23 protein-coding genes and 2 pseudogenes are annotated in these 22,750 nt (G+C 40.0%); all 25 read left to right on the top strand.

The window, feature by feature from the left end:
* Positions 1-30: 30 nt before the first annotated feature.
* The 25 genes and pseudogenes from FXF36_RS07365 to FXF36_RS07255 all read left to right on the top strand — a co-directional run bounded on the left by FXF36_RS07365 (position 31) and on the right by FXF36_RS07255 (position 22,653).
* Entirely contained in the window at positions 31-585 is a 555-nt protein-coding gene (locus FXF36_RS07365) for a LemA family protein (protein ID WP_151623167.1), read from the top strand.
* A gap of 1 nt (position 586) precedes the next feature.
* A complete protein-coding gene (locus FXF36_RS07360; RefSeq protein ID WP_151623166.1) occupies positions 587-2,476 on the top strand; it encodes a DUF2207 domain-containing protein in 1,890 nt (629 codons plus the stop codon).
* A gap of 138 nt (positions 2,477-2,614) precedes the next feature.
* The gene (locus FXF36_RS07355) at positions 2,615-3,562 is read left to right on the top strand and encodes an ABC transporter permease (RefSeq protein WP_243143597.1); all 948 of its coding nucleotides are present in this window, start codon (positions 2,615-2,617) and stop codon (positions 3,560-3,562) included.
* Entirely contained in the window at positions 3,552-4,361 is an 810-nt protein-coding gene (gene nikC, locus FXF36_RS07350) for a nickel transporter permease (RefSeq protein ID WP_243143596.1), read from the top strand. Before FXF36_RS07355 ends, nikC begins: the two co-directional genes overlap by 11 nt.
* 17 nt (positions 4,362-4,378) lie before the next feature.
* Positions 4,379-5,959 carry an ABC transporter substrate-binding protein gene (locus FXF36_RS07345; RefSeq protein WP_151623164.1) on the top strand — a complete coding sequence of 527 codons (1,581 nt, stop codon included), beginning with the start codon at positions 4,379-4,381 and terminating at the stop codon, positions 5,957-5,959.
* 24 nt (positions 5,960-5,983) lie between these two features.
* Positions 5,984-6,778, top strand: a complete 795-nt coding sequence (locus tag FXF36_RS07340; RefSeq protein WP_151623163.1) for an ABC transporter ATP-binding protein — start codon at positions 5,984-5,986, stop codon at positions 6,776-6,778.
* Between the two features lie 24 nt (positions 6,779-6,802).
* Positions 6,803-7,576 (top strand): class I SAM-dependent methyltransferase, encoded by a 774-nt coding sequence (locus FXF36_RS07335; RefSeq protein WP_151623162.1) that lies wholly within the window; start codon positions 6,803-6,805, stop codon positions 7,574-7,576.
* 58 nt (positions 7,577-7,634) lie between these two features.
* On the top strand, positions 7,635-8,405 hold the full coding sequence (locus FXF36_RS07330) for a class I SAM-dependent methyltransferase (protein ID WP_151623161.1): 771 nt from the start codon (positions 7,635-7,637) through the stop codon (positions 8,403-8,405).
* A 337-nt stretch (positions 8,406-8,742) separates the two neighbouring features.
* Positions 8,743-10,236 (top strand): annotated as a pseudogene (locus FXF36_RS16590) (UPF0236 family transposase-like protein).
* 420 nt (positions 10,237-10,656) lie between these two features.
* Positions 10,657-11,328, top strand: a complete 672-nt coding sequence (gene hypB / locus FXF36_RS07315) for a hydrogenase nickel incorporation protein HypB (protein WP_151623158.1) — start codon at positions 10,657-10,659, stop codon at positions 11,326-11,328.
* A gap of 304 nt (positions 11,329-11,632) precedes the next feature.
* A complete protein-coding gene (locus tag FXF36_RS07310; protein ID WP_151623157.1) occupies positions 11,633-13,144 on the top strand; it encodes a DUF5722 domain-containing protein in 1,512 nt (503 codons plus the stop codon).
* 30 nt (positions 13,145-13,174) lie between these two features.
* Positions 13,175-14,758, top strand: a complete 1,584-nt coding sequence (locus tag FXF36_RS07305) for a DUF5722 domain-containing protein (protein WP_151623156.1) — start codon at positions 13,175-13,177, stop codon at positions 14,756-14,758.
* Positions 14,759-14,911: 153 nt separating this feature from the next.
* Positions 14,912-15,073: a hypothetical protein gene (locus FXF36_RS16270; protein ID WP_167511319.1), complete on the top strand. Its 162-nt coding sequence runs from the start codon at positions 14,912-14,914 to the stop codon at positions 15,071-15,073.
* Positions 15,074-15,079: 6 nt separating this feature from the next.
* Positions 15,080-15,409 (top strand): DUF4176 domain-containing protein, encoded by a 330-nt coding sequence (locus tag FXF36_RS07300; RefSeq protein WP_151623155.1) that lies wholly within the window; start codon positions 15,080-15,082, stop codon positions 15,407-15,409.
* Positions 15,406-15,810, top strand: a complete 405-nt coding sequence (locus tag FXF36_RS07295; RefSeq protein ID WP_151623154.1) for a YwqH-like family protein — start codon at positions 15,406-15,408, stop codon at positions 15,808-15,810. Before FXF36_RS07300 ends, FXF36_RS07295 begins: the two co-directional genes overlap by 4 nt.
* Positions 15,811-15,823: 13 nt before the next feature.
* Positions 15,824-16,093 carry a hypothetical protein gene (locus tag FXF36_RS07290; RefSeq protein WP_151623153.1) on the top strand — a complete coding sequence of 90 codons (270 nt, stop codon included), beginning with the start codon at positions 15,824-15,826 and terminating at the stop codon, positions 16,091-16,093.
* A gap of 12 nt (positions 16,094-16,105) precedes the next feature.
* The gene (locus FXF36_RS07285) at positions 16,106-18,076 is read left to right on the top strand and encodes a GH-E family nuclease (RefSeq protein WP_151623152.1); all 1,971 of its coding nucleotides are present in this window, start codon (positions 16,106-16,108) and stop codon (positions 18,074-18,076) included.
* Positions 18,077-18,112: 36 nt separating this feature from the next.
* Positions 18,113-18,598 (top strand): ankyrin repeat domain-containing protein, encoded by a 486-nt coding sequence (locus tag FXF36_RS07280; RefSeq protein ID WP_243143595.1) that lies wholly within the window; start codon positions 18,113-18,115, stop codon positions 18,596-18,598.
* Positions 18,591-18,923 (top strand): DUF2185 domain-containing protein, encoded by a 333-nt coding sequence (locus FXF36_RS07275; protein WP_151623150.1) that lies wholly within the window; start codon positions 18,591-18,593, stop codon positions 18,921-18,923. Before FXF36_RS07280 ends, FXF36_RS07275 begins: the two co-directional genes overlap by 8 nt.
* Positions 18,924-18,961: 38 nt before the next feature.
* Positions 18,962-19,219, top strand: a complete 258-nt coding sequence (locus FXF36_RS07270; protein WP_151623149.1) for a hypothetical protein — start codon at positions 18,962-18,964, stop codon at positions 19,217-19,219.
* Between the two features lie 60 nt (positions 19,220-19,279).
* Positions 19,280-19,696 carry an immunity 70 family protein gene (locus FXF36_RS07265; protein WP_151623148.1) on the top strand — a complete coding sequence of 139 codons (417 nt, stop codon included), beginning with the start codon at positions 19,280-19,282 and terminating at the stop codon, positions 19,694-19,696.
* 199 nt (positions 19,697-19,895) lie between these two features.
* On the top strand, positions 19,896-20,054 hold the full coding sequence (locus tag FXF36_RS16265; RefSeq protein ID WP_167511318.1) for a hypothetical protein: 159 nt from the start codon (positions 19,896-19,898) through the stop codon (positions 20,052-20,054).
* 240 nt (positions 20,055-20,294) lie between these two features.
* Positions 20,295-20,429 (top strand): annotated as a pseudogene (locus tag FXF36_RS16735) (LacI family DNA-binding transcriptional regulator); the annotation flags it as partial.
* Between the two features lie 57 nt (positions 20,430-20,486).
* On the top strand, positions 20,487-21,305 hold the full coding sequence (locus tag FXF36_RS07260; protein ID WP_263008660.1) for a substrate-binding domain-containing protein: 819 nt from the start codon (positions 20,487-20,489) through the stop codon (positions 21,303-21,305).
* A 34-nt stretch (positions 21,306-21,339) separates the two neighbouring features.
* A complete protein-coding gene (locus tag FXF36_RS07255) occupies positions 21,340-22,653 on the top strand; it encodes an ABC transporter substrate-binding protein (protein ID WP_151623146.1) in 1,314 nt (437 codons plus the stop codon).
* Positions 22,654-22,750: the final 97 nt, after the last annotated feature.

The raw sequence follows: 22,750 nt of genomic DNA, 5'->3' as shown, positions 1-22,750 counted from the left end.
TTTTTTGAAACAAAGAGGAGGATATTAAAAATGGTAGTCGGAATAATTGTTTTAGTTTTGGTTGTTTTGATTGTATTGTGGGCAATTAGCACATACAATTCATTGGTACGCCTTCGCACACAGGTTGAAGAAGGATACTCAACAATGGATGTTTATCTCAAGAAGAGATTTGATCTCATCCCAAATCTTGTGGCAACTGTAAAGGGGTATGCAAAGCATGAGGCAGAGACTCTTGAGAAGGTTATCGCAGCAAGAAATGCAGCTTATTCTGCGGGAGACAAGGAGGGCATTGCACAGGCAGAGGGACAGCTCACTTCAACACTTAAAACTCTTTTTGCTGTGGCAGAGAGCTATCCAGATTTAAAGGCAAATACAAACTTCATCGATCTTCAGAATTCTTTGAAGGGTATCGAAGATGACATTGCAAATGCAAGAAAGTACTACAACGGTACAGTAAAGACATATAACACAAAGATTCAGCTTTTCCCAACATCAATTATTGCTGGCTTTGGACACTTCGAGAAGTTCCCATTCTTTGAGGTATCAGATTCTGCTGAGCGTGAGAATGTGAAAGTGGAGTTCTAGTATGAAAATAAAAGCATTCTTCGCTGGAATAGTTCTGAGTCTGGCTTTGGTGGCGGGCTTTAATCCTCTTGTTGCCAAGGCTGAATACCAGGACTATTACATTAAGGATTTAGATGTAGATATAGTTGTAAACGAAGATAACGTATTTACGATAAAAGAAACTTATGTTTATGATTTCATAGAATCTCATCATGGTCCAATCAGAAGCTTTGTACTTGATCATTATCGTAATCATGGTGAGGACGGCTATGATTACATCAAGGCCAGAGTCAAGCACCTGAGGGTTTCATCGCCAGATGCGGTCTCAGATATCGCAAATGAAGAAACTGATGGTGATACCTATACGGTATATATTGGTGACGAGGATGAGACATACACTGGTGAGCATACCTATGTGTTTAAATATGATTACAAGATTTATTCGAAAGATCCGCTTGTGGGCAAGGATGAACTGTATTACAACATAGTGGGTACTGGCTATGATTGCCCCATTGAGCATGTGACATGGACTGTTCATATGCCAAAGGATTTTGACACATCCACCATTGGTTATAGTGTTGGTGACGAAGGTTCTTCTGGATATGATTCGTATTTGAAGTGCAGTGTGAATGGCAAAACTATAACAGGTGAGTTCACTGACACACTTCAGCCATATGAGGGTATTACAATCAGGGCTGAACTTCCTGAAGACTATTTTGTGTACAAGGATTATTCTGTTATTGGACTTATTATTGCTGGAATCCTAAGCTTGCTGGGAATAGGTTATTCACTTCCTATTGGTGTGCAAAAGGATGTTGTGGAGGTTGTAAACTTCTATCCTCCTGAAGGCATGAGCCCTGTGGAAATGGAGACAATATACACAGCCCAAACACCACAGAAAATTACTGCAATGATACCGTACCTTGCCAATAAGGGGTATTTCACTATCCATCAGGGCGAGAAGAAAAATGACTTCAGCTTCATCATAAAAAAACGTGCTGATGGTGAATTGGATAGGGCTGGTTCTTTATTCTTCCAGGGAATACTTGAAAATCATGCTGTAGGCGATGAGGTCAAGGTTAAGAAGCTGAAGAATCATTTTTATACCACTATTGATGCGATTAAATCATACTATGCTATTAGGGCATCTAAACAGTATGATTCAAAGTCAGTGACAAAGAGTTGTATGGCTACTACAGTAGGATTATTAGTCGGACTAATTGGGATGGCTGTCATGTATTTCTTAGTTGGACATGAGCCATTTGAATGGGGATATTTTATAGTATTTGCGATTCTAGTAGCGGCTGCAGGTTTTGTCGGCTTTATGGCAGCAATAAGTAATTTTTTAAAATGGATTGCCCGTGCAGTGATGGCTTTGGCAGCTGCTTTCGCACTTGGTAATCTGTTAACAGGAGGTGTCGCTGACCTGTGGTTTGCTGGTATGCTACTTGTTTGTGTTGTTGTAAATATTATCGTGATGCTTGCACAGTACAATCAATTCAGAACTGCAAAGAGCAGAGAGCAGCTTGGCCAGATCCTTGGCTTTAAGAACTTCATTGAGACGGCGGAGCTTGACCGATTGAAGATGCTCAGTGAAGAGAATCCAAATTATTTTTATGATATTCTAGGTTATGCATATGTCTTTGACTTGGAGAAGACATGGATAAAGAATTTCGAGGAGCTTCAGAACAGCATTCCAGAACCTACCTGGTATGATGGTGGAAACTTCATCGGAAATTATATGGTATATGACAGCTTTAATAGAATGATGCGCGACACTGAAAAGGTTATGGTTTCAAGACCATCGGAATCCTATTCTGGTTCGGGAAGCTCACACCACGGTGGCGGAGGTTTCTCTGGTGGTGGCTTCTCAGGAGGCGGTTCAGGCGGTGGCGGTGGCGGCGCTTGGTAGTTTGACCAGGCGGGTCATTCCAAAATGGAATAATAATATTCGTTATATGAATACATATTACCCTTTAAACTACTTGTGTAAAGGCGAGGCAAGATATTACAATAGTCTTTCCTAGGGAGTAGTTTAGAGGGTAATTTTTTGAAATATATTATTAATAGAATTCTTGGGTTAATTCCAATATTGTTTGCAATCACTTTTCTATCCTTTGCGATGATGAGACTTGCAGGTAGTGATGTTGTTGAGCAGAAGATGCTCAATACTGGGCAAGTTGTAAGTGAAGCACAGCTTCAGGCGGCAAAGGCAGAATTGGGATTAGACAGACCATTTCTAGTGCAGTATTTCTCATGGCTGAACGATTTGCTACATGGTGACATGGGAGTGAGCTTCGTTTCTGGTCAGGATATTTTCCAAACCTTTATTTCTAAGCTGCCAGCTACTTTATTTTTAACGCTGACATCAATTGTTTTGACAGTTTTAATATCTATTCCGTTAGGAGTTATTGCGGCGGTTTATCAGAACAAATTCTGGGACTATTTCATCAGGTTTTTCAGCTTCATTGGAAACAGTATGCCTAATTTCTTTGTTTCACTGGTTCTGATGTATTGGCTCGCAATCAGGCTTGGACTTTTCCCTATTATTTCTAGGGAGGTTTCAATGACTAGTGTTGCTATGCCAACCTTTACGCTGGCGATTGCTATGAGTGCAAAGTATTTAAGACAGGTAAGAGCTACAGTCCTTGACGAACTTAGCAAGGATTATGTGGTGGGAGCAAAAGCTAGGGGAGTTAAGTTCTCAACAACGCTTTTTAAAAGCGTTTTGCGTGAATGCCTTGTAACAATTATTACGTTACTTGCGATTTCTATTGGTAGTTTGCTTGGTGGTACAGCAATCGTTGAGTCCATTTTTATGTGGGACGGTGTTGGAAAGCTTGCTGTTGATGCAATAAATATGCGTGATTATCCAATGATTCAGGCTTATGTAATGTGGATGGCAATTATCTATGTTACGGTCAATTTGATTTCAGATTTGACCTATCGTCTGTTGGATCCACGTATCAGATTGGAGGACGCTAAGCTTGAAAACTAGACTTATCGTATTTACGATATTGGCAGCGTTGTTAATATTTGTAGCAATATTCGCAGATGGATTGTGTCCATACGATCCTTATGCTCAGGATTTGACGGTGGCCTATTCTGCACCTGGGCCAGAACATCTTTTAGGTACAGATGCTTTTGGTCGTGATATGCTTTCGCGAGTTATTGTGGGTGCAAAGGTAAGCGTATTATCTACACTGGCGCTTGTAGGGGTTATCACTATCGTGGGCGCGTTAATCGGCGTGTCTGCTGGATATTTTGGTGGCGCATTTGATACTGTTATGATGCGCATTTCAGATTTTTGTATGGCCTTTCCAGGACTTGTTTTTGCCCTTGCGGTGGCCGCGATTTTGGGGGGTGGTGTTGTAAATGCTGTAATCGCCCTTGCGGTTATCAGCTGGCCTAAGTATGCAAGAGTTGCACGAAGTCAGACATTATCGTTGAAGGTTTCCTCCTTCGTTCAGGCGGCGGTTGTGGCTGGAGCTAATCCCCCTCAGATTATCTTCAGACATATATTGCCAAATATATTAGGGCCAATTTTAGTCACATCAATGCTTGATATAGGCACGATGATGATGGAGTTGGCGGGACTGTCTTTTCTCGGTCTGGGTGCGCAGCCACCTACAGCCGAGTGGGGCAGCATGATGTCAAACGGAAGAAGTATGCTTCAAACTTATCCTTGGGTAGTTCTTTCACCAGGACTTGGAATATTTGTTTCCGTTGTTATTTTTAATCTACTAGGCGATTCGGTCAGAGATGTTATAGACCCGAAAAATAGTCGCTTTAGATAGAATAAAGGAGTATAAAAATGAAGATTAAGAAGACGATTGCGCTTGTGCTGTCATTGGCACTGGCCGCTACAGCTTTCATTGGCTGTGGAAACACAACTAAGGATTCAGCAAGTGAATCACAGACACAGGAGACACAGACTTCAGGAAAGAAGGTTTTCACATTTGGTGACACAACCTTCAATGCAGAAAATGAAGAGCCAACAATCGATGCACACGATGCATATTGCGGTTGGCCATGCATTCGTTATGGTATTGGCGAGACACTATTCAAGTTTGACGATAACATGCAGCTTGAGCCATGGATAGCAGAAAGCTATGAGAATGTGGACGAGCTTACATGGAAGATTACTATTAAGGATGGTGTAACATTCTCTAATGGTAAGGCTGTTGACGCAGCAGCTGTAAAGGCTTGTATTGAGGATTTGGTTGCAGTTCATGAGCGAGCAGCAGGCGATCTTTCTATCGACACAATCGAGGCTGAGGGTCAGACTCTTACAATCAAGACACAGACTCCAAAGCCTACACTTATCAACTATCTTTGTGATCCTTATGGATGTATCATCGATGTTGATGCTGGAAATGAGGGCGGAATTGTTGTTGGTACAGGCCCTTATGTTGCAACTGAGCTTGTGACAGACGACCACATTAGTCTTGTAAAGAATGAAAAATATTGGAATGGTACTGTAAAGGTTGATGAAATTACAGTTCTTACTATTTCAGATGGTGATACTTTGGCTCTTGCCCTTCAGAATGGTGACATTGACGCTGCATATGGTATGGCTTATGCAAGCTATCCAATTTTTGAGAATGATGCATACACATTCTCAAGTACAGCAACAAGCCGTGCTTTCTATTGTCAGATGAACTACAAGTCTGACATCATCAAGGATGATGCAGTACGTAAGGCTCTTGCAATGGGAATCGACAAGGAGAGCTTCGTAAATACGTTATTAAATGGTTATGGATATGTTGGCGCTGGCGCATTCCCTGAGACCTTCACATTTGGTGGTCAGAATGTAAAGACTGATAGCTATGATCCTGAGGGAGCAAAGCTTGTTCTTGAGGATGCAGGCTGGGTTGATACAGATGGTGATGGAATTCGCGAGAAGAATGGTAAGACTCTTACAATCAGATGGATTAGTTATCCAAGCCGTCAGGAGCTCCCTCTTCTTGCGGAGAGCGCACAGGCTACACTTAAGGATATTGGTTTCGATATTCAGCTTAACGTAACAGCTGACCACGGACAGATTGTATCTGATCCTGAGCAGTGGGATGTTTATGCAGCTGCATTCGTAACATGCGGTATCGGAGATCCAATGTATTTCTTTACAACACACTGTTTAGACGATTCTTCTAAGAACCGTGGTGGATATCACAATGATAATCTTCAGGCTCTTGGGGATAAGATGAATGAGACCTTCGATGCTGATGCAAGAGGTGATATTGCAATTGAGATGCAGCAGCAGATTCTTGATGACAATGCATTTATCTTCTGCTCATTCCTTAAGATGAGCATGATTTCAAAGTCTAATGTAACCGGTCTTGTGGCTCATCCAAGTGATTACTATGAGCTTACAGCTGACCTTGATATTAACTAGGCTTTTGATTGTAGATGAGGTGTTATGGACCCAATTCTTTCTTTTGAACAACTAGAGGTATCCTTCCCAGAAGGTCCGGTGGTTTCTGATATAACCTTTCAATTGAAGAAGGGTGAAATCCTGGGTCTGGTTGGGGAGTCAGGAAGTGGAAAGAGTACCATTATCAAGGCAGCCATGGGAATTATGAATCCAGGTGGCAGAATTACAAATGGTTCCATTATCTACCAGGATACCAATCTTGTTGAGCTGTCAGAAAAGAAAATGAACACTTTGAGAGGCTCGCAGCTTGGAATGATTTTCCAAGATGCGGGTGGCTCTCTATGCCCAATTCGAACTATTGGAGACCAGATTTTAGAGTGTATGAAGGTCAGAGGGAAGGCTGCTAGGAAACAGGTTAAAGAGGAGGCAATTTCCCTTTTTGACAAGCTGAATTTCAAAGGTAGCGAAAAGATTTGGAACAGCTATCCTTTTGAGCTTTCTGGAGGGATGAATCAGCGCGTTGCGGTGGCAATTACTATGCTGATGAAGCCAAAAATACTGTTGGCAGACGAGCCTACAAGTGCACTTGACAATATTTCAAGAAATCAGGTCTTAGCAGAGCTTATCAATATCAATGATATGGGAACCTCGGTAATTCTTGTGACTCATGATATCGATATTGTTGATGCGATTTGTGACAGAGTGGTAGTTCTGAAGGATGGGCAGATTAAAGAGTGGGGAGAGGCGAAGGAAGTTCTGAGAGCGCCTAAAAATGAGTACACGAAGCTGCTTATAAATTCCACAAGGGAGCTTAGGGGAGAATCCCTGTGGCAGGCTTAGCAAAAATATAGTAAAATCATTGACATGGATGTATTAGAAAAAGAAAACAGAGCCTATTGGCAGCAGCGTGCTGCAGGCTACTCAGAGGTTAATAAAGAAGAATTAGCAGGCGTCCAACGAAATACTTGGACGTCTTTTTTAACTGCAAAAATTAGCGAGAGATTTCCTAATAGGGAGCCTGAAACTATAAGCATTTTGGATGTGGGCGCAGGACCAGGGTTTATCTCTATTATTCTCGCAGAGGCAGGTTATAAGGTCACAGCATTTGATTTTTCAGATGAAATGCTAAAGGAAGCCAGGGCAAATGCAGGGGAGCTTGCATCGAAAATTACCTTTAGGCAGGGTGATGCAATGGACCTTCCATTTGACAAAGAGGTGTTTGATGTAGTATTCTCAAGAAACTTGATTTGGAACATTCCGTTTCCTGAGAAAGCATATGAGCAATGGCTTCGAGTATTGAAGCCAGAAGGCTTGATGATGGTGTTTGATGCCAACTGGTATGCATTTCTTGTGGATGATGAAAAGAAGGCTGAATTTGAGCAGGATAGAAAGAATGTTGCAGCAGAGGGACTGGGTGATTACAACATCGGTGAGAACTTCGATCAGATGGATGTAATAGCAAGCAAGATGCCTTCTACAAGGCGCCTGCGCCCTCAGTGGGATAAGGAGTTCTTGGAGTCGATTAGTGCAGGCTGGGTTGAAACCTACGAGGACATAGGGCAGATTCTCTATTCCGAAAAAGAAAAAATAAATTACAAATCAACACCACTTTTTATGGTGCAGGTTATAAAAGGGTAGTATAAGGGTAGTTATAAAATCTTCCTTGGGAGGGAAGTTAGTTAGGATTTAATTAATAATGGGTGAGTTACATTATATAGCCTTTGAGGATGAGGCTACAGACATCAAAGACAAGGTTGAAAGCTATTGGACAAAACGTGCTGAGAGCTTTTTTGATCTTAGACACGATGAGATAGAAAGCAAAAAAGCAAATCGCTGGTTGGAAGAAATTGAAAAGCTTCTTTCATCGGGAAAGCAGCTGAATATACTTGATGTAGGTTGCGGAACAGGCTTTTTTGAAGTAATACTTGGCAGAGCAGGACACAAGGTTACAGGAATTGATTTGACACCAGAAATGGTTTCAAGAGCTAATGAGATGATTGGAATGTACGGTCTTGACCGTGAAAATGTTAAGGCTATCACAGGAGATGCAGAGCATCTTCCATTTGATGATGAAAGCTTTGATGTGGTTATCAGCAGGAATCTTACCTGGACATTGCCACATCCAATTGATGCATATACAGACTGGTTCCGCGTTTTGAAAAAGGGCGGAATGCTTATTAATTTTGATGCAGAGTATGCTAAGGGGGCACATAATCTCAAGAGTCCAGAGAATCTTGCTCATAGCAAAATTAGTGATGCATTGAAGGATGAGTGCCATGATATTTATCATATGTTGACCATCAGTATGCTTGATAGACCAATGTGGGATGAGAGTGTATTATGCCACATTGGCTACGGAAACGTAAACGTGGATTTGAGTTTCGGAGACCGCATTTTTATTGAGCATGATGAGTTTTATATACCAGATAAAATGTTTTGTGTATCGGCTCTGAAGCCTTGTAAATAGCGAACTTGGTACACAATAGACACCATGTGTGTAAGAGGTTAGAATGGTCTAATCGACTGTACAATAAAAATACAAAAAAATGTGAAAAAAGTGTGAAAAAGTTCTTGCGGAAACGTTTTCTACGTGTTATAGTATCTTACGTACTAGCGAAAAGCTAATACCAAATTTTTCATAACTCAGCGACCAAGGGCAACTTTGGTCGCACTCCCCGAAATCACACCGACGTCACAGCACGTCGGTTTTTTTATGTGTTTCGTTAAGAAATTACGTTGAGCAATTACGTTACGCTATTGATATTGGTTTGCGAAACAATACTAACAAGGGAGGATGTTCTTTTATGGAAGAAATTATAAAGTATTTCGCAGATGTTTTCATCACAAATTTATATGATGCTAAGATTGATTTTTATAAGAATCCACAATCGTTAGCTGAACTGGTCATTGCAACTAAGAAGGAAACAGATGAGTTGGGACGATTGTTCATTCAGTCTGTGCTGCAGGAAATGGATACACTTTTAAAGGAATTACCTAAGAGAAAACGCTTATGGAATGTAGAGCATAAGGCAGATGCCAGACAGGTTCTTACAACTCTTGGAAGAGTTACTTTTACAAGAGCACTATACGTTTCAAAGAACACTAATTCAGATGAGAAGGAAGAATTATGCTATCTGTTAGATAAGTTGATTGGTCTAGGCGATAATCAGCAGATGACAGAAGACGTTATGGCGAACATTTATAGTGAAGCTGTTCAGACTTCATATCGGAAGGCTGGTGAGGTAGCATCTATTCCTGAAGGGGTTACTAAAACAACTGTAAAAAATCTGCTTCATAAAACAAAATTCCCAAAGAATTTCCAGATTCCCGAAATTAAAAAGGAAGTGGATTATTTATATATAGATGCAGGTGACGATCACTATCTTCTCCACTTTATTGATGTTCTTGGGGATTTGGAAATCAACTGGGATTTCAGATAGCTGAAGGGGTCTATTAATAGTAGTATCTGCGTCTTTTAAGGAATATAACCCGACCCCCCCAGAAGTAAACGAAATAGACTTGTTGGAACACACTATTTTTGTCGTGGAGATGAACAGGACAATAAAGAGTTATGGAAGGAAGTTTTTGATTATGTAGAGGCAACATATGATGTAGAAAAAATAAAGAAAATATATATAAATGCTGACGGAGGAGCATGGATAAAAACTGGATATAGAGGTTTAGCCAATGTAACATTTGTATTAGATGAATTTCATATATCAGAGCATGTTTCTAGAATGATTTCACACATGAAGGATTCTAAAGATGATGTAAGGATTGAAATATATAAAACGATAAGAAGCAAAACAAATGCTGATTTTCTAAAACTGGTTGATAGATTAAAAGAATACACTTCCTCAGAAAATATACTTGCAAAAATATCGGCATCAGCTGATTACATAAGTTCAAATTGGATGGCAGCTAAATATCGCTTAAGAAAACATGAAGGAGTGTTGGCTTGTTCGGCAGAAGGGCATGTATATCATGTGTTATCTAGTAGAATGAGTACGCAAGCGATGGGTTGGAGTAAACATGGAGCAAATCAGATGGCTCGTCTGCGTGAGTATTATTATAACGATGAAGACATGCTTGAACTTGCAAAATTCCAAAAAGAAGAACTGCCGATGGCAGCGGGGGCAAAAGAAGTTATATTGACTGCTAATGATGTCCTGGCATCAGAAAAAAACAAGAGAAGTCAGCTATTGCGAGAATACGGTAAATATTCAGAGGCAATTCATTCAAGCATGAGTGTTCAAAATAGTAAGCAGCTATTGTTTATGTTGAATGGAAAGCTGTAAAAAGGGAACAACACCTGACGGTGTTGCCTTTAATAAACGTGCTTCGCACAAACCTAATCTTTCATTTGCTTGATTTACAGTGTATCTGCCCAGAAATGGGAGTCAAGGATGCTACGCACCTAAGGCTGAAGTCCTTGACACCCATTTCAAGGCAGATAAAATATCAACAAGCAAACGAAGGATTAATTGTCGTACAAAAAAGTACGGCTTTTAAACCAAAATCAGAGGCCTGCGGAGCAGGGCTTCCTTTTAGAATAGAAAAATAGTAAGATAATCACAAATCTAATTCTTGTCACAAAAACACAGGGATAGTCTTTTCTGTGATTTCCGAGTACAAATTTACGCTGCCTACGCTATTAGATGAGCTTGATGCCGTAACTAGCGGATAGTATAATATTGAGATAGTAAAGGAGTATAAATATGGGTGAAGTTAAAGTAATTGAAATAGGTGAAAGCGTCTTCGCTGAAAATGAAGCAGCTGCAGAGGCTATCCGTCAGCAGATGAAGGCTCAGGGAACCTTTTTTGTAAATGTAATGTCAGGCCCTGGCTCAGGAAAGACCACAACTCTTTCTGCCATCATCAACAGAATGAAGGATAAATACAAAATTGGTGAGATGGATGTGGATATTGAGACTAGCATCGATGCACAGAGAGTTGCTGACGCCACAGGCGTTGAATCCATCCAGATTCATAATATGGGACTTTGCCATATTGATGCTGATATGACAAGCCGTGCGCTTATGGAGTATGACACCAAGGATTTTGATTTACTTATCCTTGAGAATATTGGTAACTTGGTTTGTCCAGCAGAGTTTGATGTTGGAGCAAACAAGAATCTTATGTTGCTCTCTGTTCCAGAGGGTGATGATAAGCCTCTTAAGTATCCACTTATGTTTGAAATCAGTGATGTGGTTCTCATCAACAAGATTGATACCTTGGACTACTTCGATTTCAGCAAGGAAAAGGTTACTGAGCGAATTCTAAAGCTCAATCCAAATGCAAAGATTTTCTTTGTAAGTGGAAAGACTGGTGAAGGCCTCGACGAGGTTGTCGCTTGGTTAGAGGATGAAATCGCAACAGCGAAGAATTAATATTATAAAAATAGAACATGTTTAGAGCCCCTAGTTGCTATACAGTATTTATTTAGCTGGTAGGCATCAAGCTCTTAGGATTCACAAGTGAACCTTTCTATGATGAACTGTGAATCACTAAGGCTTGTAGCCTTAACCAGCTAATTGGTAACTAGGGGCTATTTTTTTTCTATGAACAATTTGTGTTATATCTTGCAAAACTCGTTCGTTTTCACATATTTTTTATAATTATAGATTAATATAGTTGATGGTCTCCCTTTTGAGGGAGACTATGGTATGTGAAAAAGAAAGGAGTTATGAATTTATGAAATTGCTTAATCGAATTGCAAGTATCACACTCGCATTTGCATTGGTTATTTCAGCATTCGCTGTTTTGCCAGCTCTTAAGGCAGAGGCAAAGGGCGGAGTTGCTATAGGGGGAGTGTTGATTCAGGGCGGTGATGTAGTTGTTGCCGCATCAGGAACAGCAGCTTCTGACGATGGAATGTATCATCTGGTAGCTTCTGATGTGAATCAGGCAGCTCCTGCAGGAACAGATGTGGCACAGGCTGCAATTTCAGCATCAGCTACATTTAGCGTTCCATTGGCAAAGGACACAGCAAATTCTATGCTGTTCAAGAAGTTTACGGTTTGCGTAATGTCTGGCGGAGCACTTTCTCCAGTTTCTAACAGTATGTATATTACTAATCCTGAAGCTTGCGCAAGCTATGCACCAGGACGTATGGATTTTGGCAAGAAGGGTATTCTTCCTGATTTGCTCCAGAGTGTTGCAAGCAAGAATCAGCCAGCAGATATGGGCGTAAAGCAGGTTAACCTGAATATTCCTTTATCAAAGATTAATTCACTGGCAGGCTATGATTTTTCAGTTCGCAAATACAATTCACAGGGCATGCAGGTCAACGTAATCATCCTTGTTGATAACAATACACCAGGTCAGTACATTAACCCATATTCTATGGATGGATTTGGTGCCCATAATCACTATGGATTAAATGCTAATACTGCAGATGGTGTGGCTGCGCTTCAGTCAGCAGCATCATTCCTTGCAAAGCATTATTCAGGAATAGGATACGGTCAGGTTGATAACTTTATCATTGGTAATGAGGTTAATGCGTGGTGGCTTTGGAACTATATGAACTGCGGTTCAAACGATGTGTTCATGCAGGAATATGCCAAGGCTTTCAGAATCATGTACACAGGAATTAAGTCTGAAAACGCTACAGCAAATGTTTACACATGTATCGATCATCAGTGGTCAAGAGCTGAGGCATCTTACTATATTTCAGGCAAGGAGTTTTTGACAAAGCTTAACAGCATTATTAAGAGTGAAGGAAACGTAGATTGGAGAGTTGCTGTTCATCCTTATAATGCACCTCTTTATGCACCAAACGCATGGGAGACAGGTAAGAATGTTTCACATAGCCAAGCTACACCTTATGTAACAATGGCAAATATCGATGTTTTGACAGATTTCCTCTGTTCGGCTGACATGCTTTCACCAACAGGTGCTGCACGAACTGTAAAGTGCTCTGAGGTCGGCTATTCAAGTGCAAATGGAGAGGCACTTCAGGCTGCATCATTAGTTTATGCATATCTTGTTGCTGAGAACAACAGATTAATTGATGGTTTAGTTATCTCAAGAGAATCAGATGATGCATTCGATATTTCTCAGGGAATGCATTCTGGTTTATGCAATTTGGATGGCTCACACAAGATGGGCTATGATTTCTACAAGAATGCTGCAAGTCCTGACATTATTGCACAGGCAAGTGCAGCAGCAGGTGTAGATCTTACTTCATTGCTAACTCCTAGGTAATAGTGAAAGGAATTAGAAAGGTTTAGATATATGAAAATCGTTAGGAAAATTGCAGGAGTTGCTCTTGTGGTGACAATGGTTGTCACAGCATTTGCATTCATGCCAACCATCAATGCAAATGCTGCATCAGGGGTGGCAATTGGTGGAGCTGTAATTGATGGTGGAAACGTTGTGGTTGCAGCATCTGGACAGACAGCATCAGACGACGGTGCGTATCATCTTGTGGCTTCTGACCCAAACAAGGGGGCAACAGAGGGGACTGATGTGGCACAACAGCCAGTTTCAGCATCAGCAACTTTTAGTGTTCCGCTCAACAAGAATAGTGCAGATTCAATGCTTTATAAAAAGTTTACAGTCTGTGTCATGAAGGGCGGGGCGCTTACAGCAGCATCAAACAGCTGCTATATCACTAATCCTGAGGCCTGTGCTACGCGCACAACACCTCGTATGGATGGTGGAAAGAAGGGGCTTCTCTGTGATGCCAGCTCTGTAAACATGGGAATGCGTTCACTTGCTGACCTCGGAGTAAAGCAGGCCACTGTTTCACTTCCACTCTCGAAGATTTCAGATGGCTCTGGCGTCCCTTACACCTACAATGGAAAGACTTATAATTTTGACACCAGATACATTTCTGCATTTGATAATTATCTTGGGCGTCTTAACTCTCAGGGCGTTCAGGTAACAATGATACTTCTTGTAGACCAGGCTGCAAAGACTGAGTTCATCAGCCCTTATGCTTATAATGCGCTGGGCACCAGAAATTATTATGGACTTAATGCATCTACTACAGAAGGTATCGAGCTTCTTGCAGCAGCTGGCTCATTTATTGCAGCTCGTTGGAGCAGTTATTCATACTTTGGAATGAATGCAAAGGTTGACAACTTCATCATTGGTAATGAGGTTAATGCCTGGAACGAGTGGAATTACATGAGCTGCGGTGGTGACCTTGCAACTTATACAAATGAGTATGCAAGAGCATTTAGAGTTCTCTATAATGCGATTAAGTCTGAGAATGCCAACGCAAATGTATATGTCTGCACAGACCATCACTGGGCACTTAACGAGGGCACAGTTCATGGCGCAAAGGCATTTTTAACACAGTTTAATAATGTCATCAGAAGTCAGGGCAATATTGACTGGAGGCTTGCATATCACGCATATAATTATCCAATGACAAACGTTCAGTCATGGGCACCAACAGCAAATATTCAGCGTAATCAAAATACAAAGTTTGTGTCGGTATACAACATTGATGTTGTTACAGATTTCTTAAGTCAGCCTGATTTCATTTCACCAACTGGTGCAGTTCGCTCTGTAAAGCTTTCTGAGCAGGGCTATACATCATCACAGGGGGAGGAGCTACAGGCAGCAGCTTTTACATTCGCATATCTGGTTGCTGAAAATAATAGTCACATCGATGGACTCATTCTTTCACGTGAAAAGGATGATCCTGTTATCGAAGTGCCACAGGGCCTTGCAAACGGAATCCTTCGTTCAGACAATACACAGAAGGCTTCCTACGCATATTACAAGAATGCAGGAAATCCTGAGTACACAGCAAAGGCCAGCGCAATCGCAGGAGTTGATTTGACAACGCTTCTTGCACCAAGATAAGTAAAATATAGATTTTGAGATTCAAGCACCGCGTCAGAGATGGCGCGGTGCTTTTATTGACAATTATCAGTAAGAAGGTGTTAATTGACGATAATTTTCAGATGTGATAAATTTTAAATTGTGAATATTTTGTGAATTATAAAGGGGCGGATAATGAATAAAAAGACAGTTATAGCGTTGATAGTTTTTATAGTAGTTTTATCTATCTTAAGGGCAATAGTATTACCTAGTCCAAGGTTTACGCCTAACAGAGATAAAGAAAATGCATATACAGAATATTTGAAGAAAAATAATATTGAGCAGAAGGGGAATTAAGCTGGCATGGAAGAGAAGATTACAAAGAGACTGCCACTAGGGAGCATTGTTATTTTAAATGGTGGGGTACAGAAACTAATGATTATTTCGAGAGCTATGCTCATACCAATTCAAAACAAGCAGTATTTATTTGAGTATGGTGGGTGTGTGTATCCTCAGGGACTGGTTAGTGACAGAGTATTTTATTTTAATACAGAGGATATTTCAGAGGTTGTGTTTGAAGGTTTTTCTGATGAAGATGATATCAGAATGAATAAAAACATAGACAAATGGACTGAAGATAAGGGATTTGAAAAAGGCACCGTTAAGATGCTAAAAAATAAGGGGCAGGCATGAGTTTAATAGATGATTTATATTCAAAAATAAATAATCTTAGAGCTGGTATTAATTCTAATAATGCCAAGATTGAACGTTTGAAAACGGTTAAATCCGAAATTAAAGAAGATAAAGAATTGATTGAGGGTTATAAAAAACGTTGGAGTGACAACATTTGCGCTCCGCTAGCTGAAGATACCACCTGGTATGGGAATAATAAGAATAAAGTGGTAGAATGCGCCACCGATGGCGTTTCAGCCGAGTATACAACGTTTATTAATAATACAGATCAGGTGCTTGATGCTATTTGCGATAAAATAACGCAGCTCGAGAATCAGAATGCGGAATGGCTTGGCATTATTGGTGACTGTTATTCTGCCATTAATAATTTGTTGAATGAGATTGAAAAGGCTTGCAACTAGATTGGGATTAAAGATGGGAAAAGAATTTAAGTTAGATGATACAACCTTTAATGGATTGCTTTCAACATACAAAACAAATGCATCAAGCATAAATCACGAGGCATTAGATTTACAAACTCCTGATAGCAAGGATGTAATGATTGAAAGCTATACGGGGGTGATGGCCTCTATATTGAATACAATGGCCTCTTTTCAGACGATGGTTTCTACAAATGTTACTGGAGTTGAGACAGTTGTTTCCGAACTGAAGGAAATGGATGAGGATTTACAGAATAATATTTGAGGATAATGTTAAATGCAAGGGAAAGATTATAAAGTCAGTTTTATAGACAATATGATGGCTTATCAGACTGCTTCTGCGAGAATAGCTGAGATTCAGGGAATTCTAGGCACTTTATCTCAGAATGTTACAAGTATTATTGAATCAGATGCTTTTACTGGTGCGGCTGCTGACAACATCAAGGCTTTTGCAAAGGAAGTACATCTTCCTTTGATTACGTCTGTCTCATATATGTTAACAGAGTATCATAGCAAATTGATGTTATACTATAGTGGATATTTTAACATTGACGATGACTATGCCACAAAGTTTTGTGCGCACACATTGGATAAATATCAAAAGCATGCCACAAATTATGATAATGCTAATATTTGGGTCCAAAATCAGATAAGTAATTCGCTTTCGAAAGTTTCGGATATCATTTCACTTAATACACCAGGAATGGGCTCACTAAGCACCGATTTACAATGGATGTACAACAAAATTAACACGTTGGATTCGTCGATTGTAAATTATGAAAATGCTCATGCAAATGATTTGGATTCGATTAATGATTTTATTGCTAATCTAGATAATTTTATAAATTATTATAAGGACAATATTGCACCGGGTGATTATACAAGTGGTGATGTGTCCAGCAATACATACGCATATTTGCTTTATCAATCTACTTTAGCAAGTCAGGAATTCCTACAAGGGAAAGAAGCGGAACTTCAGGATGCAAGCGAAAAGCTGCAAGAGATTTCTGAAAGAATGCAGGCTGACTATGATGCGGCTTGTCAGGCTAGAATAGATCAGGGTAGAGCAGAAATTATCAAAGGTGTAGCAGTTTGTTTTGTTGGCGCTATAGCCATAATCGCCAGTGCCGGTGCAGCAACACCTTTAGTTGCAGGAGGACTGTTTATCACAGGTAGTTGTACCTATCTGTATGGTGCCTCAAATATTGCAGAAGGTGTGGATGATGTCTACTATGGGATGAATGGTGACCTTAGTTCATATGCCTATAATCCGATAAGAGATACTGTCTTTATGGGAAATCAGCAACTCTATGATTTTTGGGGTAATGCCAATACCATGATTGCTGGGACTCTCACAGCTGCAAATTCAGCAATGCTTGGTGGCATGGCAAAGGGGTTAACTGGAACTGAGCTGACGAAAACAACTTTTATAGCCGTCGGTAAAAATATGACAGCAGGATTCTTGGGAGATGCAGCAACTAAGGTTACTGTTGATGCTTTGGATGCTAGATTCAATCTTAATATGACGGAGGAGGCACTGCTTGAAATCGGGCTGGGAATAGCCTTTGATCCAGACACATATGAAACTGTTGGAAAGGTTGGAAGCAAGCTTCATGGAGATACAGGCACTACACCTGGCAGTCTTACGGATGCTGCGCATAGATCAGCATTACCGGATAATGAGCTTAACTTTGCAGATATGATGGATCCCGCTGACGCAGAGCGCTATAATAACTGGGCAAATGAATGCGCCAATGGAACGCATGCTGAATTTCCAGGTATGAGTGAACTTGATATACAAGGCTTCAAGGTGGCTGATGCGCAGCTAACAACAGCTGGAGCGTTGGCTAAGGTGGATGGAGATGCATTGATTGCACTTAGAGGAGAGAGTGTTAAGGTTGATGCGACAGAATCTGTAAATCTAAACACAGAAGAAAAACCAAAGCCTTATACAAATGGTAGGCCTTCTTTTAGAAATGGAGTTGTCGAACAAGTGTGGGAAAATGCAAAAGGACCAGATGGTCTTGTTAGGGATCCGAACACAAATGAAGTAATTGAATGGGAGCCAGGACAACCTAGAAAAGGAGTATGGGATATGGGACATATTCCAGAAGAAAAGTATTCTGTTGTTCATGAAGCTTATATGAACGGAGAAATGACGACGAAAGAGTTTGTTGATTGGTATAATACTCCAGAAAACTACAGGCCGGAACTTCCTAAAAACAACAGAGGACATATGTTTGAATAGAGGAATATATTTATGGATATTAGTTTAATTGCAAAGATGAAGAAGTATAAGGATTTTATTGCGGAGTATCGCGATGGGGATGAACAGAAGCTATATAAGAATAAATCCCTCCTGTTTTATGCTGCTTCTAATACTGATATTGATAGTAGATTTTTAATAACTGATTTTTTGATAACAAAGGGTGCTGATGTCAGAGTGACAAATGAATGTAACGAGAATTTGTTACATATTCTTTTATCAAGAACAACACACAATTTGGAGCAAACTAGGATACTTTGCCAAAAGATAATTGAGGCAGGTGTTGATATTAATCAAATGGATGAAAAAGGAAGAGTTCCTTTACAATATTTGATCAATATGAAATACACAGATGAAGAATTAGAGCCTTTGTATGATTTGTGGTTTTCACAAAGCAATCTTGATTTTAGGCACAAAAATGCGTGGGATAAGACCCCGTTGGAATTGGCAGAAATGCTTCCGTATAGGGAAAAATTAGTTGAAAGGATGCATAACTATGAGTAATGTAGTTGAATTTATAAAATCTGCTGGAGGGTGTATTGTTTCTCGAAATGTGTTAGAAAAAAAAGGAATGCTAAAATGGTGTGTAAGAGAAAAATCGATGAATAAGATTGACAATGGATGGCGATTTTTCTCTGACATAGATACTGATGAGTATTTAAGCAATCCCAATAATATGTGTGTATGCGATTTTAATACGGTTGCAAATATAGAGCCTGCAATTTTAGCAATCTATAATGCTGAGGTAGGCACTGATTTAGAATTACAAATTGAGAACAATAAAAAAAGGTTCATAGATAATAACACGGGGAAAGAATTTAAAATATAGATTTGGAAGTGCCAACTAGATGATGAGGGACACTTGAGATGTTTAAATCGTTAGATGATTTATTAAGTCAAGAAGTAACGGAAGAACTGCTCATTATCGGAAAAGCAATAAACACAGATGATGAAGAATTATTTGAGATGTGTATTGATTCCCTCAGGTCATATGATAAAGAGGATATTAGAAGATTTCTTGATGAGCATAAAGATGTAAAATCGAAGCTAAATGATATTAGCAATGATTCATCTGGAATAATTAAAAGTATCGTTGATGGTTTGTTGAACAAGTTATCTGAGTAAAAAAGATTTGTACACTGCTTATGAAAGGAAAAAAATAGCTAGCGGAGAAAGACTAATTATATGGCAGTAGGTTTTAAAGTAAAGTATTATTGGTATCAGATTGGCAACGGAGATTTTCTACATGCATTCTTTTCAACAGTGGCTGCAAATCTAGAAAACTCGAATTGGGGGTGCCGCTTTCCTGTGATTATGAGAGAACTATATCAGGGGAAACTCAATGTGGATAAGATTGATGAAACACTTGAGGAATTGTCGGTAATAAAGGAAGAATTAAAAGAGCTTTCGGTTGATAAGGTAGTTTGGGATATTGAGGATTTATCAAAACAGCCGCCATGGGGGGATAATATTAGTGAAGATATCACTGATTTGTCTAATTACTTTGTTACAAGTGATGGCGAAGATTTCTTTACAATATTCACCCATGCTCTTGAAAAAGCAAAGGAGACAAAATCCGGTGTAGAGATAAAGTTATTGTAGAGGTTGAAGCAGAAGTTTATTGCAAGATGCTGGTTAAAGTATAGTTAGGGACATTAACTTATGGATATTAGTTTAGTTGAAAGGATGCATAACCATCAGCGATCGTATATCATTTATCAATAGTAAACGAAATCATACTTGATGACGATGAGGGCATTGATAAATATTTATTGAAAATCATATATTTTATAAAATCCCAATGGCACTAAGCTGGTTAGAGAGACTCTTATTGATAAAAAATGAAAAAATAGTGGATAATTTATCAATGGAAAGACGCAACAAGTGGATTAAAAGAGCCACAATTGATAAAACAAATTTGGCAAGTGAGAATGTAAGTATTGTAAATCACCTAAAATAGATATTTTGCACAGCGATAATCACGTGTTTAGATAAATTAGAGTGAATTATCCACATTACACAATCTGATAAGTTATATTTTGTAACAAAACACGAAATGATGATTATACATTGACGCAGGGGTGACACTGCGTTATTATTTATACATGAACTGGAAACGTTACCAGAAACGTTTCCAAAAGAAAGCGGATTAGGCCCCGCAGAGTTCATAACAGATTCTTAATGGGACAAAAGGAAGGAAAACGACATGACAATTAAGGACATCGCACGGCTTGCCGGTGTGAGCGTTAGCACGGTTTCGCGTGTTTTAAATGATCACCCGGATGTCAGTGAAACTGCAAAGGAAAAGGTACTTGCAGTAGTTAACGAATACAATTACATTCCAAACACAAGCGCAAGGGAGCTTGGAAAGTCAACCTCTGACAACATTGGAGTGGTGGTGCGAGGCATGTCGAACCCCTTTTACACAAAGATTATTACAGAGATTGGCGACAAGATTGAAAAAGCAGGCTACACAATGGTTATGCAGCAGATTGGAACCTCAGATGACGAGATTCTTACAGCAGCCAGAATGGAGCGTGATAAAAAGCTTTTAGGTCTTATTTTCCTAGGAGGAAGATTGAACTACTCCAAGGAACAGGTCTCAAGTATAAATGTTCCGTTTGTTTGCTGTACGTTTAACAATCAGTATGGTAATTTGGACAACTCAGAATATTCCAGCGTTGGTATTGATGACAATCAGGCGGCCTATGAGGCGGTGGAGTATCTTTACAAAGAAGGTCACAGAAGGATTGCAGTTTTGCTTTCTGGACCAGACGATGGCTCGGTTAGCCAGGTTAGATTTGAAGGCTATGAAAGAGCCCTTAATGATTTTGGAATAGAACTTGATGAAAATCTCATCATTTCGATAAACAGCTTTAATATCGCAGATGCTTATGAAGGCATGAAGGACTGGCTGAAGCACAAACATGATTTTTCAGCAGTGTTTGCTATCTCAGATAACATGGCTATGGGGGCTATGAAGGCATTGAGAGAGGCAGGAAAGGAAATGCCAAAGGATGTGGCATTGATAGCTATTGATGGCATCGAGGCTTCAGAATACATGAATCCAGTGTTGACAACACTTTGTCAGCCGATGGAGGAAATGGGAAGCGAGGCGGTGAAGCTTGCAGTTGATATCATTAGGGGGAAGAAGCAACACAAGCACATCGTTTTATCTACGAAACTTCGCGAGGGAGAAACCCTTCGCTAAGATAAAAACTTTTACACAAAGGAGAATGTAAGAAATGAAGAGAAAAAATGTATTGGCACTTGGTTTAATCGCTATGATGACAGCTGCTACCTTCGCAGGTTGTGGTTCATCAGCTTCAGGCGATTCAGCAACAGGTGATTCTGCATCAACAGATGGAGCAAGCGGAAAGGTTTACTACCTCAACTTCAAGCCTGAGGCAGACGAGGCTTGGCAGGAAATCGCAAAGCAGTACACAGAAGAGACAGGAGTTCCTGTAACTGTTATCACAGCAGCTTCTGGTACTTATGAGGAGACACTTTCATCTGAAATCGTAAAGGATGAGGCTCCTACATTATTCCAGGTAAATGGTCCAGTAGGTCTTGCAAACTGGAAGGATTATTGCTATGACCTCAAGGGCTCATCACTTTACAATGAGCTTACAAGCGATTCTTTTGCACTCTATGATGGAGATGCAGTTGCAGGTATCGCATATGTAATTGAGTCATATGGTATTATCACAAACACAAAGCTCCTTGAAGAGGCTGGTTACACAATAGATGATATTCAGGGATTTGACGATTTAAAGAAGGTTGCTGAGGATATTACAGCAAGAAGCTCAGAACTTGGCTTCTCAGCATTTACATCAGCAGGTATGGATGGTTCTTCTGATTGGAGATTCAAGACACACCTTGCAAACCTTCCAATTTACTTCGAGTATCAGGAGAAGGGCATTGATTCTACAGATGCAATTGAAGGCACATACTTAGATAACTACAAGCAGATTTGGGATCTCTACATCAACAATGCTACATGCAAGCCAGCTGATCTTGCTGGAAAGACAGGCGATGATGCTGAGAATGAATTTGCTGAGAGAAAGGCTGTATTCTATCAGAATGGTTCTTGGGAGTATGCAAACCTTACAGGCAAGGGTATGACAGATGATGAGCTTGCTATGATTCCTATTTATGTAGGAGCAGGCGATGAGAAGAATCAGGGACTTTGCACAGGTACAGAGAACTTCTGGTGCGTAAACTCAGAGGCATCTGATGAGGATATTCAGGCAACAATCGACTTCCTTACATGGATGGTTACATCTGATGCAGGTACAAAGATGCTTGCAGAGCAGATTGGTGTAATTCCTTTCAAGAACGCAGCAGATACAACAAACCTTTTCGTTCTTAACGACAGAGCGTACACAGAGGCAGGCAAGACTCCAGTTTCTTGGAACTTCACAACAATGCCATCTGAGGAGTGGAAGAACGGCGTTGGTTCAGCACTTACAGCTTATGCTGCAGGCACAGGCTCATGGGACGATGTAGTTTCTGCATTCGTTGATGGTTGGGCTACAGAGTACGCAGCAGCAAACTAATCAAATTAATCTAATCATCTTACTAACTAATCACAGGTGTTTACTGCCAACGGCAGTTTACATAAAGAAGAGTTTTTCTTCCCATTATATGTTTGGA

The sequence above is a fragment of the Pseudobutyrivibrio xylanivorans genome (assembly GCF_008935055.1).
GTDB classification, from domain to species: Bacteria; Bacillota; Clostridia; order Lachnospirales; family Lachnospiraceae; genus Pseudobutyrivibrio; species Pseudobutyrivibrio xylanivorans_A.
Note: the sequence above shows the minus strand (reverse complement) of the source record. Positions and strands in the feature narration are given on the sequence as shown.